Raw genomic sequence first — 18,910 nt, forward strand, 5'->3', positions numbered from 1 at the left:
GATCAGGCCGCCACGGGATCGTGGCAGGACACGAGCTTGCTTCCGTCGGCGAACGTGGCCTCGACCTGCAGGAGCGAGAGACGCTGCCGCACGCCGTCCATGCAGTCCGCCTCCGAGACGACGTGCTTGCCGAGCTCCATGCACTCGGCGACCGACTTCCCGTCCCGCGCGGCCTCCAGGATGGCCTCACAGATCAGCGCCTGCGCCTCGCTGATGTTGAGCTTGGTGCCCCGGTCTCGGCGTCGCCGGGCGATCTCGGCGACCTGGTAGATGTACAGCTTGTCAATTTCCTTGGGGGTGAGGTCCATGGGAGGAAATGCCTTTCGAGAAGCGCGGATGAATCCCTGCGCGACATTCCTTTCGAAGCCGTGCAGTCCACCATGACCCACCTGAGAATCGGTGCAAGAGTGCAAGCGGAACACCGTTGCGCACTGCTCCGACCAAGGCGATCATCGTGCCTTCGTAACTGGTCTACGGTCATTTCTCCCGCCGAGGAAGGGCCCAATTCCCCTGCCGGCAGGGACCTTCGGGGACGGGTCACCGGGCCGATGGGCCCTGTTGTGCTCCGATCCACGCAACGTACGGTCCTGACATGGCGGACGACGACCAGCACCCCTCGTCCCGGCACGCCCCGGGACGCAGCAGCGCACGCGCCGGGAAGCCTTCCGACCACGGTCCGCCCGACCACGCCCCGCACGGGGCGACGCCGCGCCCGGACTACCTCCACGCGATCTCCATCGCGACCGTGGTCGTCGGGGCCTTCTTCGGGGTCGCGATCCGCGAGGGATTGTCACTCACCATCCCCGAGGTCGACCGGGTGCCCGTGGTCATCCCGGTCGTCAACGTGATCGGCGCCTTCGTCCTCGGCCTGCTCTACGAGGGTCTGGCCCGTGCCGCACCGCCCAAGCAGGTCGTCGGTCGACTGAAGCTGCTGCTCGGGACCGGTTTCTGCGGAGGCCTCACCACCTACAGCTCGCTGGCCACCGACACCGCGGTGCTCTTCGACGACTCGCGACTCGGCATGGGCGCCTTCTACGCCCTCGGCACCGTCGCCCTCGGCGCCGCCGCGACCTTCCTCGGCATCCTGGCCGCCTCCCTGGTGGAGCGACCCACGCAACCCGCGGACGGCAGGTCATGACGCCGGGGCTCTTCGTGTTGCTCGTCCTCGCCGGCGGCGTGGGGGCGGGCGTGCGGTTCGTCGTCGACGGGGCGCTCCGGGCGCGCCTGACGAGCAGGTTCTCCTGGCCCACGGCGCTGATCAACATGTCCGGGTCCCTGCTCCTGGGACTGCTGACCGGTCTGGTGGCCGGCGGGCTGGCCTCGACCGAGGCGAGCGCCGTGCTGGGCACCGGCTTCCTCGGGGGGTACACGACCTTCAGCACCGCCAGCTACGAGACCGTGCAGCTGGTGAGGAACAGGGACTACGCGACAGCCGCCGCCTACGGCTTCGGGGTGCTCGTGGTGAGCGTCGCCCTGGCGCTTCTCGGCTACCGATGGGGTGCGTCCTACTGATCCACGAGTACTTCGACGATATTCCGACGAGGAGTGGTGCGAGTGGACACGCTGTGGCTGGCCCTCGGGATCGTGGTCCTCACCGCCACCCTGCTCGACGTGTTCCTCACCGCCCTGAACTTCGACGAGGCAGGCTTCATCACCGGGCGCGTGACCGCCGCGCAGTGGCGGGTGCTGCGTCGGGTGACCCGCCGCCTCCCGCGCCGGTGGCGCGCCGTGGGCCTGCGGCAGGTGACCGGTCTGCAGCTGGTCATCGTGGTGGTCGTCTGGCTGTTCGGCGTCATCGTCGGCTTCGGCCTGATCTACCGCGCGAAGATGACGGACTCGGCGTTCTCCGTCTCCGGGACCGGAGCGAGCCTCGACCTCTTCGACGCGATGTACTTCAGCGCCGCCCAGCTGGCCACCGTCGGTGGTTCGGCACTCACTGCGGAGACTGACCTGCTGCGTTTCCTCAGCATCGCCGAGTCACTGACCGGAGTCGTGCTGATCTCCCTCACGCTGACGTTCCTGCTGGGCGTCTACGACGTGATCGGCAGCCTCAACGTCCTGTGCCGGCAGTTCTCCAGCACCGAACGGGGGGCGGGGTCCCCCGTGGCGAGTCTCGCGCCCTACTTCAGGGAGGGAGAGCCCCACGGGCTGGACGGGCATCTCGACGACATCGCGGACGCCTTCACCTCCTACATGGACGGCCTGCGGCTGCACCACGCCGCCTACTACTTCCAGAGTGGCCGCGACCAGTTCGCCCTCCCCTACGCGCTCAGGATGCTGGGCGGGACGATCAGCGCACTGCGGTGGGGCATGCCGGGCGGGCACCCTGCGTCGTCGGAGCCGACGCTCACGACCCTGACCTTCCACTACCTCGAGTTCGGGGACTACCTCCAGACCCGGCTGGGCTGGTCGGACATCCACGTCCCCGAGGTGGTCTCCCGCGACGTCTTCCTCGCTCATCTGCCGACCGCTGCCGCGCCGTCCTCGGCCCGTGACGCCTGGGTCACGCAGTTCGTCGAGCTCGAGCTCGCCCTCACGCCCCTGGCCGGGGCTGACCCGCTCGCCGACGCCGAGGACGCGTACGCGCGCTACTCCGCATGGCTCCCCTTCGCCTATCGCGCCCGTCAGATGGTCCTCGCGGTGAGCACCGACCTCGACTACCAGCCGCTGATCGTCGCCGACGAGCCTGTCTCGGTCCTCCGCTCCCGCGACGCCTCCGCGCTGGCGAGCGTCGAGGAGGTGCCGGGAGCCACGCCCTGGGCGGTCCGCGACGCGTCCGGCGCCGCTGCCCCCTGGTACACCCGCTGGCGAAGCCTGCTGGCGAGCCGCACGGGCGAGGTCGACCCCGGTCATGCGCGCCGCCGCATGGCCAGCAGGGCCGTGCTGGCCGCGGCCGCCGCCTTCACCACGGTCCATCTGCTCTTCGAGGCCCTCGGCGAGACGGCGCTCCCCCCGGCGATCTTCGGGGGGTTCGTGGCCATGCTGAGCGCCGGCATCAGTGTCGACAAGACGCTGCGGGGCCGCCAGCTCACCTCGCTGCTGGTGGTCGTGCCGATCGGCCTGGTGCTGCTCCTCGGGGCGCTGGTGGCCGACTCGCCCCTCGGGGGTGGGCTGCTCCTCGTGCTCGTCGCCTTCGCCGGAGTGGCCGCGGCCAGGTTCGGCGGGCGGTGGGGGGCTCTGGGACGGGTCACCTTCATGGCCTACTACTTCGCGCTCATCCTCCAGCTCCAGCTCGAGGACGTGCTCTGGTACACCGCTGCGGCCGTCGTGGGTGTGGTCTGGGCCTACCTGCTCACCTACGTGTTCCTGCCCGATCGCCCCCGAGCGGTGCTGCGCAGCGGCGTCGACGCCTTCGGGAACGAGATGGTGACCATGGTGAGCACCTTGGTGGACGCGGTCTCCTGGGCCCGCTGGGACCCGGAAGTCCGTCGGCGCGCAGCCCACGACCTGCAGCGGATGCACCGCGGCGCAGCCTTCCTGGCCGGTCAGCTGAACGGCGAGCCGGACGCCACCGGGATCGACGAGGCCCATGGATCCAGGTTGCGCCTGAGGGTCTTCGACGCCGAGCTCGCGGCGGTGAACCTCCAGCATGCCGCCCGGGACGTGACCGGCACGACCACGTCGCTGGAGATGCGGGCGCGGCTCGCCGGGCGCCTCGAGCTCCTCAAGACGCACCTGCAGAGCAGCGTCCGGCTGCTGCACGACGGGAACGGCGCGGCAGCACCCGCGCCGCGGGGAGCTCCGCCCGCCCTGCCGCCATGGGAGGAGGAGCCACCGCCCGGCCACTGGCCGCCGGCCGCCCGGCGCCTCTTCCGGGCCGCCGAGGAGTTCCACCGCGCCGTCGCAGCCCTGACCGGGTGGGAGTCCGGGCGCGATGGTGACACGCAGCGACCGGTGGACCCGTTGGAGCCGCTCGACCCGCTCGACCCGTACGACGAGGCGGAGGCAGCGGCTCTGGGCGCGCTGGACCAGTCCTCTCCGGTCCCGTCCGCCAACCGGTCGACCGGCCGGGTGGCGCCGCCGGTGCGACGCGGCGTGCAGGCCGCCGTCGCCACGGGGGCGTCGCTGGCACTGGCCGAGGCGTTCTACGAGACTCACCAGTACTGGGCGCCCCTGGCGGCGTTCCAGGTCCTGGGAGGAACCGACGGCGAGACGTTCGTCAAAGGCCTCCAGCGGATCGGTGGGACGGTCGCCGGTGCGGCTGTGGGTTTCGGCCTCGCGATCGGAACCGGAGCCCCGAGCTGGGTGATGGTCCCCGTGCTGGCCCTGGCCGTCTACGCCTCGGTCTACTACCGCCCTGTCTCCGCGGCTCGGGCCACCTTCTGGACGACCCTCATCTTCGCCTCGATCTACGAGTTCCTGGGCCACCTCACCACCCTCACCCTGGAGATCCGGGTCCTGGAGACGCTCGTCGGAGCCGCGATCGCGCTGCTGGTGGCCTGGCGGGTGCTGCCGACCCATACCCGGCGCCAGCTCAACAGGGACTTCTCCACGCTGGTCGCAGACGTGCAGGTGGTGATAGCCGGAAGCCTGGAGCGGCTGAACGGCAGCACGGAGATCTCCGTCGGGGCGATCCAGCACCGGCTCCTCGTGATCGACCAGCACGTCAGGGCGATCAACTCCACCGCGGCGCCGCTGAGGAGCTCGGGGGGCGCACTCGACGTGGGGGCGATCGAGGCGCAGCTCACCGCGGTCTGGTCCCTGACCTACTCCACGAGGCGCCTGGTGAGGGCCGCTGCCGAGGCCGTCTCGCAGGGCGCCGACGTCTCGGGAGGCGACTGGGCCACGCTGCGTCGCGTCCTGGACCAGAACCTGGGGGCCCTCAGCGCGGCACTGGCGGACCGGGTGCCGGGTGCCGTGGAGAGCGCGCTGCCGGGTGTCGACGACGCCGCCGCCGCGACCTCACCGGTGGTGGACGAGATCGTCGCCCACGTGGAGCACGTCAACCAGACGGTGATCGCGCTGCTCGGCGACATCTCTCCGGACCTGGTGGACGACCGGCGGGCTCCGACCTCCGGAGCCTCGCCGGCCTGATCGTGACTCCGCACTCCCCCACGGGCAGGGCGCCGGGAACGACCGACCGGCCGGCCCCTGGGGGACCAGCCGGTGGGTGGTGCGCAGCGGTCAGGCGGACTCCTCGAGCATGGTGCGCAGGTTGGCCTCCTCCTCGGCCGAGAGGTTCGTCTCGATCAGCTCACCGTGGATCCCCTGCTCCCGCAGGGACTCGTGGACCCGGTCGAGCACCGCACCCGAGGTCAGCACGAAGAGCGCCGAGGTCCCGGGGGTGACCTTCTCGCGCACCGAGTCGATGAAGTCGTCGTCGATCCCGATGTCGGTCAGCGAGCCGACGAGGGCCCCCGAGGCGGCGCCCACCACCAGCCCGATCAACGGGACGAAGAAGATGACACCGAAGACCAGGCCCCAGAACATCCCGCCGAGGATGCCGGGTGCCATCAGGTCGTTGGCCTGACGCGTCTTGGGCTTCTTCTTGCCTTCGGGCCACGACACCGTCGCCGCGTCCAGCACCTGCACCAGCTCCTTCTTCTGCAGGGCCAGCAGAGCCTCCTCGGCCACTTGTGCCCCGTCGGGACTGTCGAACTTCCACACTGTGAGAGTTGCCACGTCGTGCTCCTGCCTCGTCGTCGGTCGGGCCCAGGCGGCGTGCCTCGCTCCCAGGCGCCTCTGAGGCGAACGTAGTGCTGCGCGGATCCGCTATCCACGGTCAAAGGACCCGCGCGCCGGGCCTTATGGCCCGGTCACCTGGCGCGTCCACGGCTTGGGTTATCTCATATCTGAGATACCGTGAAGCCATGACGCAGGACTACCTCGGGCGCATCGGAAACATCATTCGCGACGCCCGCAAGCACCGTGGACTCACGCAGCAACAGCTGGCGGAGACCCTGGGCACCAGCCAGAGCGCGATCAACCGCATCGAGAAGGGGCACCAGAACCTCTCGCTGGAGATGTTGGCACGCATCGGCAGCGCGCTCGACTCCGAGATCGTCGCTGTCGGCGCCGGTCCCACCCACCTCCGGGTCACCGGGCCGACCACGCTCTCCGGGCAGATCGACGTGAAGACCTCCAAGAACGCCGGGGTCGCGCTGCTGTGCGCCTCGCTGCTCAACCGGGGCCGCACCACGTTGCGCAAGGTGGCTCGGATCGAGGAGGTCAACCGGCTCCTGGAGGTCCTCCAGTCGCTCGGTGTCCAGACCCGCTGGCTCAACGACGAGAACGACCTGGAGATCGTCCCGCCGGCCGAGCTCGACCTGAGCGCGATCGACGAGGAGGCTGCCCGCCGTACCCGCTCGGTGATCATGTTCCTCGGTCCGCTGCTCCACCAGGCGAGCTCGTTCGACCTGCCCTACGCCGGAGGTTGCAACCTCGGGACCCGGACGGTCGAGCCCCACATGTCGGCCCTGCGACCCTTCGGCCTCGAGGTGAAGGCCAGCGACGGCGCCTACCACGCCCAGGTCAACCGGGCCATCGTGCCCGAGCGCCCGATCGTGCTCACCGAGCGTGGCGACACGGTCACCGAGAACGCGTTGATGGCCGCGGCGCTCCATCCCGGACGGACGGTCATCCGCAACGCCTCCTCCAACTACATGGTCCAGGACCTCTGCTTCTACCTGCAGAAGCTCGGGGTCGAGGTCGAGGGCGTCGGCACCACCACCCTGACGGTCAGCGGGGTGGAGCGCATCGACGTGGATGTCGACTACTCCCCCAGCGAGGACCCGATCGAGGCGATGTCCCTGCTCGCCGCCGCCATCGTCACCAGCTCCGAGATCACCATCAACCGGGCGCCGATCGAGTTCCTCGAGATCGAGCTGGCGCTGCTGGAGGAGATGGGGTTCCAGTACTCCCGCTCCGAGGAGTACGTCGCCAACAACGGCCACACCCGGCTCGTCGACCTCACCACCCGTCAGTCGGAGCTGCGCGCTCCGCTCGACAAGGTGCACCCGATGCCCTTCCCGGGCCTCAACATCGACAACCTCCCCTTCTTCGCCGTGATCGGGGCCGTGGCCCAGGGGCAGACCCTGCTGCACGACTGGGTCTACGAGAACCGCGCCATCTACCTCACCGAGCTCAACAAGCTCGGCGCGGACGTGAAGCTGCTGGACCCGCACCGGGTGATGATCGAGGGGCCCACCCGCTTCTCGGGCACCGAGATCGTCTGTCCGCCCGCCCTACGTCCTGCGGTGGTGATCCTGCTGGCGATGCTCGCCTCGAAGGGGACCTCCGTGCTGCGCTCGACCTACGTGATCCACCGTGGCTACGAGGACCTCGCCGAGCGGCTCAACACGCTGGGCGCCAACATCGAGCCGTTCCGCGACATCTGAGCACGGCCCGGGACCCGGGTCGTGGATACTGCACGGGTGATCGGACCAGCCACCGGGATGCCCTTCCTCGACGAGGGTGCGCCGATGTTGGCGTTCGCTCACCGGGGAGGCTCCTACCACCCGGAGCTGGAGGGCCTGGAGAACACCCTGGCCGCCTTCACCCACGCGGTCGAGCTCGGCTACCGCTACCTCGAGACCGACGTCCACGTGACGCGCGACGGGGTGCTCCTGGCCTTCCACGACTCCGTGCTCGACCGCGTCACGGACCGGACCGGGGAGGTCGCCCAGAGCACCCACGCCGAGGTGCGGGACGCGCTCATCGCCGAGCGCGAGCGCATCCCGACCCTGGGCGAGCTCCTCGCCGCCTTCCCGCAGGTCCGTTTCAACATCGACCTCAAGGCCGACGGCGCCGTCGAGCCCCTGGCCCGCCTCATCGAGGAGGAGCGGGCCTGGGACAGGGTCCTGGTCGGCTCGTTCTCGGCGCGCCGCCTCCGGGCCTTCCGCCGGCTCGCCGGCCCCCGGGTCGCCACCTCCGCCCACCCCTGGGAGGTCGTCGCCTTCCGGCTGCTGCCGAGCGCGAGGCTGGCACGCCGGTTCGTCGGCAGCGGGTGCCGCGCGCTGCAGGTGCCGCACACCCGAGGGCGCCTCACCGTCGTCACCCCCGGCCTGGTGCGTCGCGCCCACGCCGCCGGACTCCACGTGCATGTGTGGACGATCGACGACCCCCGCGAGATGGCGGTCCTGCTGGACCGTGGCGTCGACGGGCTCATGACCGACCGCACCGACATCCTCCGGGACGTCCTGCGGCAACGCACGCTGTGGAGGGAGAGCTAGATGACACACGAGGCCGCGTCTGCGACCGGGGTCGCTGAGCGGGGGCTGACCTGGCCGGTGGTCGCCTGGAGCCTCTGGGACTGGGGGTCAGCCGCGTTCAACGCGGTCATCACGACCTTCGTCTTCAGCGTCTACATCACCTCCGACTCCTTCGGTGACGGGGCGAGCGGGAAGTTCGGCTTGGCGATGGCCACCTCCGGCATCCTGATCGCCCTCTTCGCGCCGGTCAGCGGGCTTCGTGCCGACCGGTCGGGACGGCGTACCTTCTGGCTCGCGGTCAACACCGGTCTCGTCGTGCTGGCGTCGCTGGGGATGTTCTTCGTCAAGCCCTCCCCCGACTACCTGTGGCTCGGCCTGCTGCTGCTCGCCGCCGGGAACGTCTTCTTCGAGTTCGCCCAGGTCAACTACAACGCCATGCTCAACCAGATCTCCACCCCTCAGACGGTGGGCCGGGTCTCGGGGCTCGGCTGGGGGCTGGGCTACCTCGGCGGGATCGTGCTCCTGCTCGTCGTCTACTTCGGCCTGATCGACCCCGAGGTGGGGCTGTTCGGGATCACCGACGACGAGGGCATGGACGTGCGCGTCGCGATGCTCTTCTGCGCGGCCTGGACTGTCCTCTTCAGCCTGCCGGTCATCCTCACCCTGCGTGACGAGACGACGGCACGCGCGGAGGTCGCCAAGGTGGGGATCGTCGACTCCTACCGACAGGTCTTGCGGACCGTCCGCGACCTGTGGCGCGACGACCGCAACACGGCGCGCTTCCTCATCGCCTCCGCCGTCTTCCGCGACGGGCTGGCGGGAGTCTTCACCTTCGGTGGCGTCCTGGCCGCGGGCGCCTTCGGCTTCTCCCCGGGCGACGTCATCATCTTCGGAGTGGCCGCCAACGTCGTGGCGGGGATCGCCACCATCGCCTCCGGAGCCCTCGACGACCGGCTGGGGCCCAAGCGGGTGATCGTGATCTCCCTGAGCTTCATGCTGGTGGCGGGCGCGTGCGTCTTCGCCTTCCAGGAGGGCGGCACCACGATGTTCTGGATCTTCGGACTGATCCTGTGCATCTTCGTGGGGCCCGCGCAGTCGGCTTCGCGCACCTTCCTCTCCCGACTGATCCCCGAGGGTGAGGAGGGCGAGATCTTCGGCCTCTACGCAACGACCGGGCGGGCGGTCAGCTTCATGGCGCCGGCGGCGTGGTCGCTCTCCATCGCCGTGGGCGCGGCGCTCACCGGGGTGACCGACTCCGACGACGCGATGCACTGGGGCATCCTCGGGATCCTGGCCGTGCTGGCGGCGGGTCTGGCCCTCCTGATCCCGGTCTCAAGCGGGATTCGCAGGGACTCCGCCCTCGTCACCCACGCGCCCCTGCCCTGACCGTCACCCTCGTGACCATCGTCATGCCCCACTTTGGGTATGTTGGACACGTGGAATCTTCTGCGGCTGGCTACCGTTGAAGAAGAAACGACGGCCGACGCCCTCCCCTTGAGCGTCGGGGAACCTGGTTCCTGCCGTCTCACGCCCGTCAACCGCGGGCTGGACACATGACTTTTCTGGAGGTGGCTCAATGGCGGAGCGCACATTGCGGGGCGCACGGCTCGGTGGGCAGAGTTTCGAGGACGAGCGCGGGATCGAGTTCGCCGCACGTCAGCAGGTCGGCTACCGGTGCCAGCACGGTCACGAGTTCGAGATCACCATGTCGGACGAGGCGGAGATCCCGGCCAACTGGGAGTGTCCGCGCTGCGGCGCCGAGGCGCTGAGCACCGCGGGGATCCTGCCCGAGGAGAAGGTCGAGAAGCCCGCCCGTACCCACTGGGACATGCTGCTGGAGCGCCGGTCGGAGAAGGAACTCGAGGAGATCCTCAAGGAGCGGCTCGATCTCCTGCGCGGCGGCGAGATCGGCCCCGCCCACCTGCACCGGGCCAACGCCAAGAAGCGGGTCCGCTCCGCCTGACCACGGTGCGGCCCGGCGGTCGCCCCACCAGCTCAGGGATCGATCACCTCACCCCGGACGACGGGCCCCTCGGGCCCGTGTCCGGGGTGTCGTGCGTCTCGGACCGGTCCGGCCGGCGTCTCCGCCACGGTCACGGAGAGTGCCAGGAACCGGCGCCCCAGGGCGGCGAGGAGGACCTTGCGGGCCACGGGCCGGGTCAGGGGCAGGATGAGCAGCACGCCGATGGCGTCGCTGACGAAGCCGGGCGCGAGCATCAGCGCCCCGCCCAGCACGATGAGCGCGGCGTCGGCGAGCTCGGTGGCGGGCATCCGGCCGGCGGAGAGGGTCGAGGTGAGCGCACGCCAGGCCCGCGCCCCCTCCCGCTTGATCAGCCACCCGCCGAGCAGGCTCATCAGCACCAGCAGCCCGATCGTCCACCAGGCACCGATCACCCGCCCCACCCGGATGAGCGTCCACAGCTCGGCGAGCGGAAGGACGACCAGGAGGACGAAGAGGACCCATAGCGGAACGCGACGACCGGAGCTCATGCCTCCATCATGCAGAACGACGCCCAAGACGGCCCCGCAGCTGGTCCCGCCGCTCCTGCAGGCCCCAGACCGTGATCCGGCGCAGCGACTCGGTGGCGACCGCACGGCTCATCTTGGAGTCGCCGCGCTCGCGCTCCACGAACTCGATCGGCACCTCGACCACCTTGAGGCCCCGGCGCATCGTCCGGTAGGCCATGTCGGTCTGGAAGACGTACCCGGTCGAGCGGACCGAGTCCAGGTCGATGGCCTCCAGGGTCTCGCGACGGAAGAGCCGGTACCCGGCGGTCGCGTCCCGCACCGGCATCCCGAGCAGGATGCGGGTGTAGAGGTTGCCGGCCCGAGAGAGCACCTCACGGCCCTTCGACCAGTTGACGATCGACCCACCCGGGATCCAGCGGGAGCCGATCACGAGATCGGCCCCGTCCGCCAGGGCGTCCATCAGCCGCTCCAGCTGCTCGGGCTGGTGCGAGCCGTCGGCGTCCATCTCGCCGATCACGTCGAAGCCCATGTCGAGGGCGACCCGGAAGCCGTGGAGGTACGCGGCCCCCAGACCCGCCTTCTCCGTGCGGTGGAGGACGTGCACGTGGTCGTCGTGGGCCGCCATCTCCTCGACCATCCGGCCGGTGCCGTCCGGAGAGCCGTCGTCCACGACCAGGACGTGGACCTCCGGCTGGGCCTTGCGCAGACGCTGGATGATCCACTCGATGTTGGCCGCCTCGTTGTAGGTCGGCACGACCATCACGGTTCGACCGAGACGGGACGGATTCACTCAGGTCTCCTCAGCTCACGGAAGGGTCGGCGGAGCGCCCGGGCGAGCATAGGGCATCCGGCCGTCGCCTGGCACCGCTCACGCACGCCACCACGGACAAGAGCACGGCGACCCGTCCGGGCCACGGACCCATGGCGACCGCGGGCGTCGTCCGGTCGATCAGGGGGACGTCCTGGACCAGCACGCTCGTGGTCTGCGGAGGCGCCTCGTCGACGACCTCCCCGTCCGGGCCGATGATCCCGCTCAGGCCGTTGGTGGCGGCGACGGCGACCGCGCGGCCCGTCTCGAGCGCCCGGAGTCGGGTGATCTCGAACTGCTGCTCGATCTGCGGGGTCCTGATGAACATCGCGTTGCTGCTCTGGACCACCAGCAGGCGCGCCCCCCGGCGCAGCTGGGCGTGGATGGCGTCGTCATAGGCCACGTCGAAGCAGATGGCGTCGGCCACCTGGGTCTCCCCCACCGTCAAGGGCGTGTCCCGGGTGCCGCTCATCATGTCGCGGGCGACGAGCCGGAGCTTGCCGAAGTTCCCGGTGAAGACGGTGTCGCGCCACGGGATGTACTCACCGAACGGGACCGGGTGACGCTTGGTGTAGCGATCGCCTCCGCCGGTTCCCGGCGACCAGACGATGCCCTGGTTGAGCACGGCGTCCGGCTCCTCGGCATCGGTCATGGCGCCGACCAGGACCGGGGCGCCGACCGCCTGCACGGCGCGCTCGATCCCCGTCCTGACCTCGACGTCGCGGAACGGGTCGACCGCGGTGGAGTTCTCCGGCCAGAGCACGAGGTCCGGTGGTGCCTCCTCCCCCGCGGCGACCCGCTCCCCCAGCGCCACCGTGGCCTCGACGTGGTTGCGTGTGACGTCCCGGTGGACCGAGACCAGGTCGTCCCCGCTGCCCGGCACGTCGCCCTGCACCACGGCCACGCGGAGCGAGCCCTCCGGCTGGGCCTGCCACGGCACGGCCACGCCCCACAGCGAGGCGCCGGCCAGCGTGAGTCCCACCAGCGCCACCTTGGGCAGGGACGGCCTCGTCGCCCAGCACCAGGCGAGGGCACAGCCGATGCCGGCCACGAGCAGGCTGACTCCGGTGAAGCCGAACCACGGCAGCGCCGCGGCCCACCAGGTGTCGGCGACGGCGTAGGAGAGGCGGCCCCACGGCAGTCCGCCGAAGGGCCAGGCTCCCCGGACCGTCTCCACCGCGACCCAGCACAGGGCCGAGAGGAGCGGCCACCACCGGAGCCGGCCGACCAGGGCGAGAGCGCTCCCGAGCGGCGCCATGACCAGTGCCTGTGCGGCCGAGAGCGCCAGCCAGGCGTCCCAGCCCACCGCGCGCATCCACCACAGGAGCACGAAGAAGTAGGCGCAGCCGAAGGCCAGACCGGGGAGCCACGCCCTCCTCGCGGACATGCCACGGACGGCGAGCACCAGACCGGCCACGGCGAGCGGAGCCAGCAGGGCCAGGCCCAGGGGCTCGGAGGCGAGAGCCAGGAGGAGCCCCGCTCCACCGGCCAGGAGCGAGCGGCGCAGCACGTGGTCAACCTACCCGGTGCGGGCAACGAGCCCGGAGGTCGACGGGCAGGAGGACGGAAGGAGCAGCAGCGCTTCGGACCGACGCGACGACCACTGGAGGTGACCGGCGAGAAGTTGTCTAAGGGACTGCTGCTCCTCCCGTGCCCACCCTCGCAGCGGCGGGACCGACCTCCGTGAACCAGGTGGGTCGGATGGTGGTGCCCCACCCGCCAACCCGCTCACCCGGACGTCGGTCCGCCGCGCACGATCTGCACAGGCGGACACCGCACTCTGCGGCGGATCGGAGGTCGCTGTCAACCGGTTCCCGCAGATTGTGCGGGACACGCCGGGGAGTGCCGCGACACGCCGCCCGGGCCCGGCAGGCTCAGGTCTGCGTCGGCGCAGGCACCACCACGGTGCCGACGGCGGTGGTCGCGACCAGGGGCTCGCGGAGGGCGCGAGCCGCACCGGGGGCACCGGCGGAGCCGTCGCCCCGCGCCACGACGCGCAGCTCGAACTCCATCTCCCGTGACCTCCGGCCGGCGCGGACCAGCCGGCACCGGATCTCCACCACGTCGCCGGCGCGCACCGGGGCGAGGAACTGCACGTCGGAGTAGGAGGCGAACAGGCCCTCGTCACCGTCGGTGCGGATGCACATCTCGGTGGCCACGTCGCCGAAGAGGCTCAGGGAGTAGGCGCCGTCCACCAGGTTGCCGGCGTAGTGGGCGTGCGAGTAGGGCACGTAGCGACGATGGATCACCAGCTCACCGACGAGGTCGTCGGGGGTGCGGTGCTCGGTCATGGTGCGGTCCTTCCTGTGGCGGGCTCCCGGCTGGGCCTGCCAGCCAGGCGGTGCACCAGGAAGGACGCCACCTCCCCCGGTGTGGTGCCCCGGGAGAAGACCCGGTCCACGCCCAGGGCGTCGGCCATCTTCTCGTCGAACCTGGGACCTCCCACGACCAGCACCGGGCGCCGGTGCTCGGGGAACGCCTCGCGGAAGGCGGCGGACATCTCGCGGGTGTTGAGCAGGTGCGCGTCGCGCTGCGTGACCACCTGGGAGACCAGGACGGCGTCGGCCTGCTCGGTGCGTGCGGTCTCGACCAGCTCGGGCACCGAGACCTGAGCCCCGAGGTTCACCACCTTCATCTCCCGGTGGTACTCGAGCCCCTTCTCCCCCGCGAAGCCCTTGATGTTGAGGATCGCGTCGATGCCGACCGTGTGCGCGTCGGTGCCGATGCACGCCCCGACGACGACGAGGCGCCGTTGCAGGGCGCGTTTGATCCCGGCGTTGATCTCCGCCGGGGTGAGCAGGGGGTAGTCCCGCGCGACGACCTCCACCTGGTCGGTGTCGACCAGGTGGTTCACCCGCCCGTAGACGACGAAGAACGTGTAGCCGTCGCCCACGGGCCGGGCGTGCACCACCATCGCGGGCTCCATCCCCATCCGGTTGGCCAGCTGCTCGGCGGCCCCCTCCGCGACCTTGGAGTGGCTCATGGGCAGCGTGAAGGAGAGCTGGGCCATGCCGTCGCCCGTGGTGTCGCCGTACGGTCGGATGATCACGAGGACTCCTCAAGGAGCTCGGTGGCGGGGTTGTAGTAGGCGCCCGACTTGGCCGCCACCCCGTCGAGCCCCCGCCCGCGGTCGGGGGGCCGGCGCATCAGGCCGAACGTGCCGTCGGCGATCGCGTCGAGGAGGCCACGGGCACTGTCCTGCCCCGGGCCCTGCTCCCCCACGATGCGCTCGAGCAGCGTCACCGACTCGGCCAGCACCTCCCGGGCCCGCCGGGCGATGAAGCCGTCCGGGGCCGGGACGAAGTCCTCGTGGAGGTTGCCGGCCGCGTTCAGCACGTAGCGGACGTTCTCCAGGGCCAGGTCGCGATCGGAGAGCCAAGGGGTGACGACGGCCTCCGTCATCATGCCGACCAGCAGGATGCCCTGTCCGGTGAGGGCGCCGGCCAGGTTGAAGAAACCGTCCAGGAGGTACCCGCGGAAGACGTCGCCGGTCATGTGCCGCGTCGGGGGCATCCACTTCAGCGGAGCGTCCGGGAAGAGCTCGCGCGCCAGCAGGGCGTGCGCCAGCTCGAGGCGGAAGGAGTCGGGGACCTCCGGGTCGATCTCGAAGGCGTGGCCCAGGCCCAGCTGCCAGTCCTCGAGGCCCGCCTCCTTGGCGAAGAACTCGTTGAGGAGCTGGCTGGTGGTGACGGTGTGGGCTGCCTCGACGGCGTCCGCCGTGGTGAGGTAGTTGTCCTCGCCGGTGTTGATGATGATGCCGGCCCGCGCGTGCACCTGGCGACTGAAGCGCTGGTCCACGAAGGTGCGGATCGGGTTGATGTCGCGGAAGAGGATCCCGTACATCGAGTCGTTCAGCATCATGTCGAGCCGCTCCAGCCCGGCGAGGGCCGCGATCTCGGGCATGCACAGCCCCGAGGCGTAGTTGGTGAGGCGGACGTAACGGCCGAGCTCCCGGCTCGTCTCGTCGAGCGCCGCCCGCATCAGCCGGAAGTTCTCCTGGGTGGCATAGGTGCCCGCGAACCCCTCCCGGGTCGCCCCCTCCGGCACGTAGTCGAGGAGCGACTGGCCGGTGCTGCGGATCACCGCGATCACGTCGGCACCCGCCCGCGCGGCCGCCTGGGCCTGCGGGATGTCCTCGTGGATGTCGCCGGTGGCCACGATCAGGTAGATCCAGGGCGTACGCGGGGCGTCGCCCACCTCGGCGACCAGCCGCTCACGCTCGGCGCGGCGCTCGTCGAGGCGGCGTACGCCGTGCCCGACGGCGAGCCGGGCGGCGCGCCTGGCGAGCGCGGCCTCCTCGCCCTGGGGCACCCGGAACCGGACCGAGCCGGCCCCGGCCCGGCGGGCCAGCGTGGCCAGGTCGGGCGCCTCTCCGCGGGCGAGCGCGTCCCAGACCGGCAGGCTGATCCCGTGCGCCAGACCGCCCTCGTCGTGCAGGTCGGCGCGGACCGCGTCGGTGAGCCGGTTGACCCACGGGATGCCGTCCGGGTCGGCGCCGTCGAGCCCGGCGAGGCGGAGCGTGGCTCGCTCCACCGAGACCGTGGTGTGCCGGCGCGCCAGGTCGACGATCGGCTGCCCGGCACGGGCGGCGAGCTGACGCGCCCGGGCCACCTGCTCGTCGGGGAGCGAGAGGCGGGGGGTGCGGCTCCGGGTCTCAGGGGCGGCTGTCACCGGAGCCTGCTCTCGAAGAGGGCGCGGACGCCGGCGTGCCTGCGCACGAGCTCGAGGGCGTAGTCGGCGTGCCCCGGCACGTAGCCGTTGCCGACCAGCATGGTGACGTCGGCGGCCAGCCCCTCCGCGCCGAGGGCCGCCGCGGAGAACGACGTGGCCATCGAGAAGAAGACGACCGTGCCGCGGTCGGCGGTCGCGAGCACCGCGCCGCCCTCGGACCCGGGGACGTCGACGCAGACGACGGTGACGTCGGCCGGGCCGCCCGCGGCCAGCACCGCCTTCCGCAGCGCGGCGGGGTCACGCGCGTCCGCGACCACCACCTCGTCTGCCAGCCCCGCCCGGCGCAGCACCTCGGCCTCGGCCTCGTGGGGCACGACGCCGATCGTGCGGCGGGCTCCGGCCTCGCCCGCGGCCGCGAGGCTGAGGCTCCCGGACTTCCCGGCCGCACCGATGACGGCGACCGTCGGGGCGTCGTACCCCGCGACCACGCGCCGGGTCAGGGCCGGGGCCCCGCACACGTCCATCACCGCCAGGGCGAGGGGGGTGGACATGTCGTCGGGGAGCACGGCGGCGACGGAGCGGCCGAAGAGCACCGCGTAGCCGTCGCAGGGAACCTGCTCGCCCTCGCCGTCCCATCGGGTCAGCCCGTCCTCGATGACCAGGGGGGTCAGCGACAGGGAGACGAGGGTGGCCACCCGGTCCCCCACCCGGAGGCCGAGCGGGGAGAGCGCCCCGACCTCCTCGACCGTCCCGATCAGCATGCCGCCCGACCCGGTCTCCGGGTTCTGCATCTTGCCGCGCGCCCCGACGATCTCGAGCACCTCGGCGCGCACCGCGGCGCCGTCCCCGCGGTGCTTCTGCTCGAGCTGGCGGAAGGAGGCCGCGTCGAGGTTGAGGCGCTCGACCCGCACCCTGACCTCGTCCGGCCACAGCTCATGACGGGTGTCGAGGCGTCGCGCCGCCTGTGGCAGCACCCCGGCCCCGTCCAGCACCCGGTGGAGTCCGACCGGATCACTTCCTCCTACCGACAGGGTCAGCACCGCCAATTCCTCTCTCGAACTGGTCGCGATCAGGAGAATCTCCTGCGGGATCATGGACGCACCGCATGTTCTCCTCGTACTCTGACAGAAATGCGACGTGGGTCACAACAGGCACGCCGCCATCCGACGTCCCCCGTCGCCCGAGGAGGGCCATGAGCATCGAGACCACGGTCGTCCCCAGCGCCGCTCAGCCGTACCTCTACCGCCGCGCCGAGCTGGTGGAGCCGGACTGGACCCGCTTCCCGGGATGGTCCTCGGTGACCGCCGCGGAGTGGGGGTCCGTCCAGTGGCAGCGGGCCCACTGCGTGAAGAGCGTCCGCCAGCTGCGCGAGCTGATGGGCGACCTGCTCGACGACCGGCTCTACGCCGACCTCGAGCGCGACCAGGCCGAGCGGGCGACCATGTCGATGCTGGTCCCGCCGCAGATGATGAACACGATGGTGCCCGACTCGGCGCCCGCCGGCCCGGGCTCGCTCACCGAGGCGTTCTACGCCGACCCGGTGCGCCGCTACATGCTCCCGCTCTTCTCCGACCGGCGCACCGACTGGCCCTCGCACCCGCACGCGTCCCGGGACTCGCTGCACGAGCACGACATGTGGGCCACCGAGGGGCTGACCCACCGCTACCCCACCAAGGTGCTCGCCGAGCTGCTCCCCACCTGTCCGCAGTACTGCGGCCACTGCACCCGGATGGACCTGGTCGGCAACTCCACCCCCGTGATCGAGAAGCTCAAGTTCGTGGCCAAGCCGAACGACCGCCTCGCGGACATGCTCGACTACCTCCGCCGCACTCCTCAGGTGCGCGATGTCGTCGTCTCCGGCGGCGACGTGGCCAACATGCCGTGGCCGCGCCTGGAGTCCTTCCTCACCGAGCTGCTGGCGATCGAGAACATCCGCGACATCCGGCTCGCCACCAAGGCGCTCATCGGCCTGCCCCAGCACTGGCTCCAACCCGACGTCGTCGAGGGCGTCGCCCGGGTAGCGGGGCTGGCGCGCTCTCGTGGGGTCTCGCTGGCGATGCACACGCACGCGAACCACGCGAGCTCGATCACCCCGCTGGTGGCCGACGCCTCGCGCGCCATGCTCGACGCGGGGCTGCGCGACGTGCGCAACCAGGGCGTGCTCCTCAACGGCGTCAACGCCGACCCGCACACCCTGCTCGACCTCTGCTTCCGGCTGCTCGACGGTGCCCAGGTCACGCCGTACTACTTCTACCTGTGCGACATGATCCCGTTCTCGGAGCACTGGCGGGTCTCCGTCGCCGAGGCCCAGCGCCTCCAGCACCACCTGATGGGCTACCTGCCCGGCTTCGCCACCCCGCGGATCGTCTGCGACGTCCCCTTCGTGGGGAAGCGCTGGGTGCACCAGCTCGCCGACTACGACACCGAGCGCGGCATCTCCTCCTGGACGAAGAACTACCGGACGTCGATCGAGGCCTCCGACCCCGAGGCCCTCTCCCGACACTACGAGTACTACGACCCGATCCACACGCTCCCGCCCACGGGGCAGCAGTGGTGGGAGGAGCACGGACGCCTCGAGGAGAGCAGCCTGCGGGCGGCCGAGGTCGCCGAGGCGTCGCGGCGCACCGCGGCCCTCCAGGCCCGCTGAGCGGGGCTGTGGATCCCCGCACAGGCGGGGAACCACAGGGTTCGTGGCCTCTGTTTGCCCCACGAACCCCATGAAGACCGTGCCACCCCTTCTCCACAGACCAGCCGACACTCGCCCTCCTCCACAACCCGCAGCATCTCCCCGTGGTGACCGGCGCAGCGGCAC

The 18,910-nt window shown here is 71.0% G+C and carries 17 protein-coding genes; 8 read left to right on the forward strand and 9 right to left on the reverse strand.

Going from position 1 to position 18,910, the window contains the following annotated elements:
* Positions 1-2: 2 nt before the first annotated feature.
* Positions 3-308, reverse strand: a complete 306-nt coding sequence (locus AC3X7R_RS12705) for an urease subunit gamma (protein ID WP_489966034.1) — start codon at positions 306-308, stop codon at positions 3-5.
* A 284-nt stretch (positions 309-592) separates the two neighbouring features.
* Here AC3X7R_RS12705 and AC3X7R_RS12710 point away from each other — a divergent pair, with 284 nt between their 5' ends.
* The 3 genes from AC3X7R_RS12710 to AC3X7R_RS12720 are packed head-to-tail and all read left to right on the forward strand — an operon-like array spanning position 593 to position 5,034.
* The gene (locus tag AC3X7R_RS12710; RefSeq protein WP_489966035.1) at positions 593-1,138 is read left to right on the forward strand and encodes a fluoride efflux transporter FluC; all 546 of its coding nucleotides are present in this window, start codon (positions 593-595) and stop codon (positions 1,136-1,138) included.
* Positions 1,139-1,152: 14 nt separating this feature from the next.
* Entirely contained in the window at positions 1,153-1,512 is a 360-nt protein-coding gene (locus tag AC3X7R_RS12715; protein ID WP_489966036.1) for a fluoride efflux transporter FluC, read from the forward strand.
* Between the two features lie 42 nt (positions 1,513-1,554).
* Entirely contained in the window at positions 1,555-5,034 is a 3,480-nt protein-coding gene (locus AC3X7R_RS12720; RefSeq protein ID WP_489966037.1) for an FUSC family protein, read from the forward strand.
* A gap of 90 nt (positions 5,035-5,124) precedes the next feature.
* On the opposite strand, the gene AC3X7R_RS12725 is transcribed toward AC3X7R_RS12720, so the two are convergent.
* Complete coding sequence (locus AC3X7R_RS12725; RefSeq protein ID WP_489966038.1) at positions 5,125-5,622, reverse strand: DUF1269 domain-containing protein; 498 nt, start codon at positions 5,620-5,622, stop codon at positions 5,125-5,127.
* Between the two features lie 188 nt (positions 5,623-5,810).
* On the opposite strand from AC3X7R_RS12725, the gene AC3X7R_RS12730 reads away from it, so the two are divergent.
* The 4 genes from AC3X7R_RS12730 (at position 5,811) to AC3X7R_RS12745 (ending at position 10,113) form a co-directional block, all read left to right on the forward strand.
* Positions 5,811-7,337, forward strand: coding sequence for a UDP-N-acetylglucosamine 1-carboxyvinyltransferase (locus tag AC3X7R_RS12730; RefSeq protein WP_489966039.1), 1,527 nt, complete (start codon positions 5,811-5,813; stop codon positions 7,335-7,337).
* Positions 7,338-7,373: 36 nt separating this feature from the next.
* Positions 7,374-8,171, forward strand: coding sequence for a glycerophosphodiester phosphodiesterase family protein (locus AC3X7R_RS12735; RefSeq protein WP_489966040.1), 798 nt, complete (start codon positions 7,374-7,376; stop codon positions 8,169-8,171).
* Positions 8,172-9,536: an MFS transporter gene (locus tag AC3X7R_RS12740; RefSeq protein WP_489966041.1), complete on the forward strand. Its 1,365-nt coding sequence runs from the start codon at positions 8,172-8,174 to the stop codon at positions 9,534-9,536.
* A 190-nt stretch (positions 9,537-9,726) separates the two neighbouring features.
* The gene (locus tag AC3X7R_RS12745) at positions 9,727-10,113 is read left to right on the forward strand and encodes an RNA polymerase-binding protein RbpA (protein ID WP_489966042.1); all 387 of its coding nucleotides are present in this window, start codon (positions 9,727-9,729) and stop codon (positions 10,111-10,113) included.
* Between the two features lie 32 nt (positions 10,114-10,145).
* Here the strand turns inward: AC3X7R_RS12745 and AC3X7R_RS12750 are convergent, their stop codons facing one another.
* The 7 genes from AC3X7R_RS12750 to kdd form a co-directional block, all read right to left on the reverse strand.
* Complete coding sequence (locus AC3X7R_RS12750) at positions 10,146-10,640, reverse strand: FxsA family protein (RefSeq protein ID WP_489966043.1); 495 nt, start codon at positions 10,638-10,640, stop codon at positions 10,146-10,148.
* A 7-nt stretch (positions 10,641-10,647) separates the two neighbouring features.
* The gene (locus tag AC3X7R_RS12755) at positions 10,648-11,409 is read right to left on the reverse strand and encodes a polyprenol monophosphomannose synthase (RefSeq protein WP_489966044.1); all 762 of its coding nucleotides are present in this window, start codon (positions 11,407-11,409) and stop codon (positions 10,648-10,650) included.
* A 10-nt stretch (positions 11,410-11,419) separates the two neighbouring features.
* The gene (gene lnt / locus AC3X7R_RS12760; RefSeq protein WP_489966045.1) at positions 11,420-12,937 is read right to left on the reverse strand and encodes an apolipoprotein N-acyltransferase; all 1,518 of its coding nucleotides are present in this window, start codon (positions 12,935-12,937) and stop codon (positions 11,420-11,422) included.
* Positions 12,938-13,301: 364 nt separating this feature from the next.
* Entirely contained in the window at positions 13,302-13,718 is a 417-nt protein-coding gene (kal, locus tag AC3X7R_RS12765) for a 3-aminobutyryl-CoA ammonia lyase (RefSeq protein ID WP_489966046.1), read from the reverse strand.
* Positions 13,715-14,476 (reverse strand): lysine 5,6-aminomutase subunit beta, encoded by a 762-nt coding sequence (kamE, locus tag AC3X7R_RS12770; RefSeq protein ID WP_489966047.1) that lies wholly within the window; start codon positions 14,474-14,476, stop codon positions 13,715-13,717. Before kamE ends, kal begins: the two co-directional genes overlap by 4 nt.
* Complete coding sequence (gene kamD / locus AC3X7R_RS12775; RefSeq protein ID WP_489966048.1) at positions 14,473-16,098, reverse strand: lysine 5,6-aminomutase subunit alpha; 1,626 nt, start codon at positions 16,096-16,098, stop codon at positions 14,473-14,475. The genes kamE and kamD overlap by 4 nt, the downstream gene beginning before the upstream one ends.
* Positions 16,095-17,138 (reverse strand): L-erythro-3,5-diaminohexanoate dehydrogenase, encoded by a 1,044-nt coding sequence (kdd, locus tag AC3X7R_RS12780; protein ID WP_489966049.1) that lies wholly within the window; start codon positions 17,136-17,138, stop codon positions 16,095-16,097. The genes kamD and kdd overlap by 4 nt, the downstream gene beginning before the upstream one ends.
* Positions 17,139-17,290: 152 nt before the next feature.
* Here kdd and AC3X7R_RS12785 point away from each other — a divergent pair, with 152 nt between their 5' ends.
* Positions 17,291-18,745 (forward strand): KamA family radical SAM protein, encoded by a 1,455-nt coding sequence (locus AC3X7R_RS12785; protein ID WP_489966050.1) that lies wholly within the window; start codon positions 17,291-17,293, stop codon positions 18,743-18,745.
* The last annotated feature ends 165 nt before the right edge of the window (positions 18,746-18,910 follow it).

The sequence above is a fragment of the Nocardioides sp. Z22_16 genome (assembly GCF_058134365.1).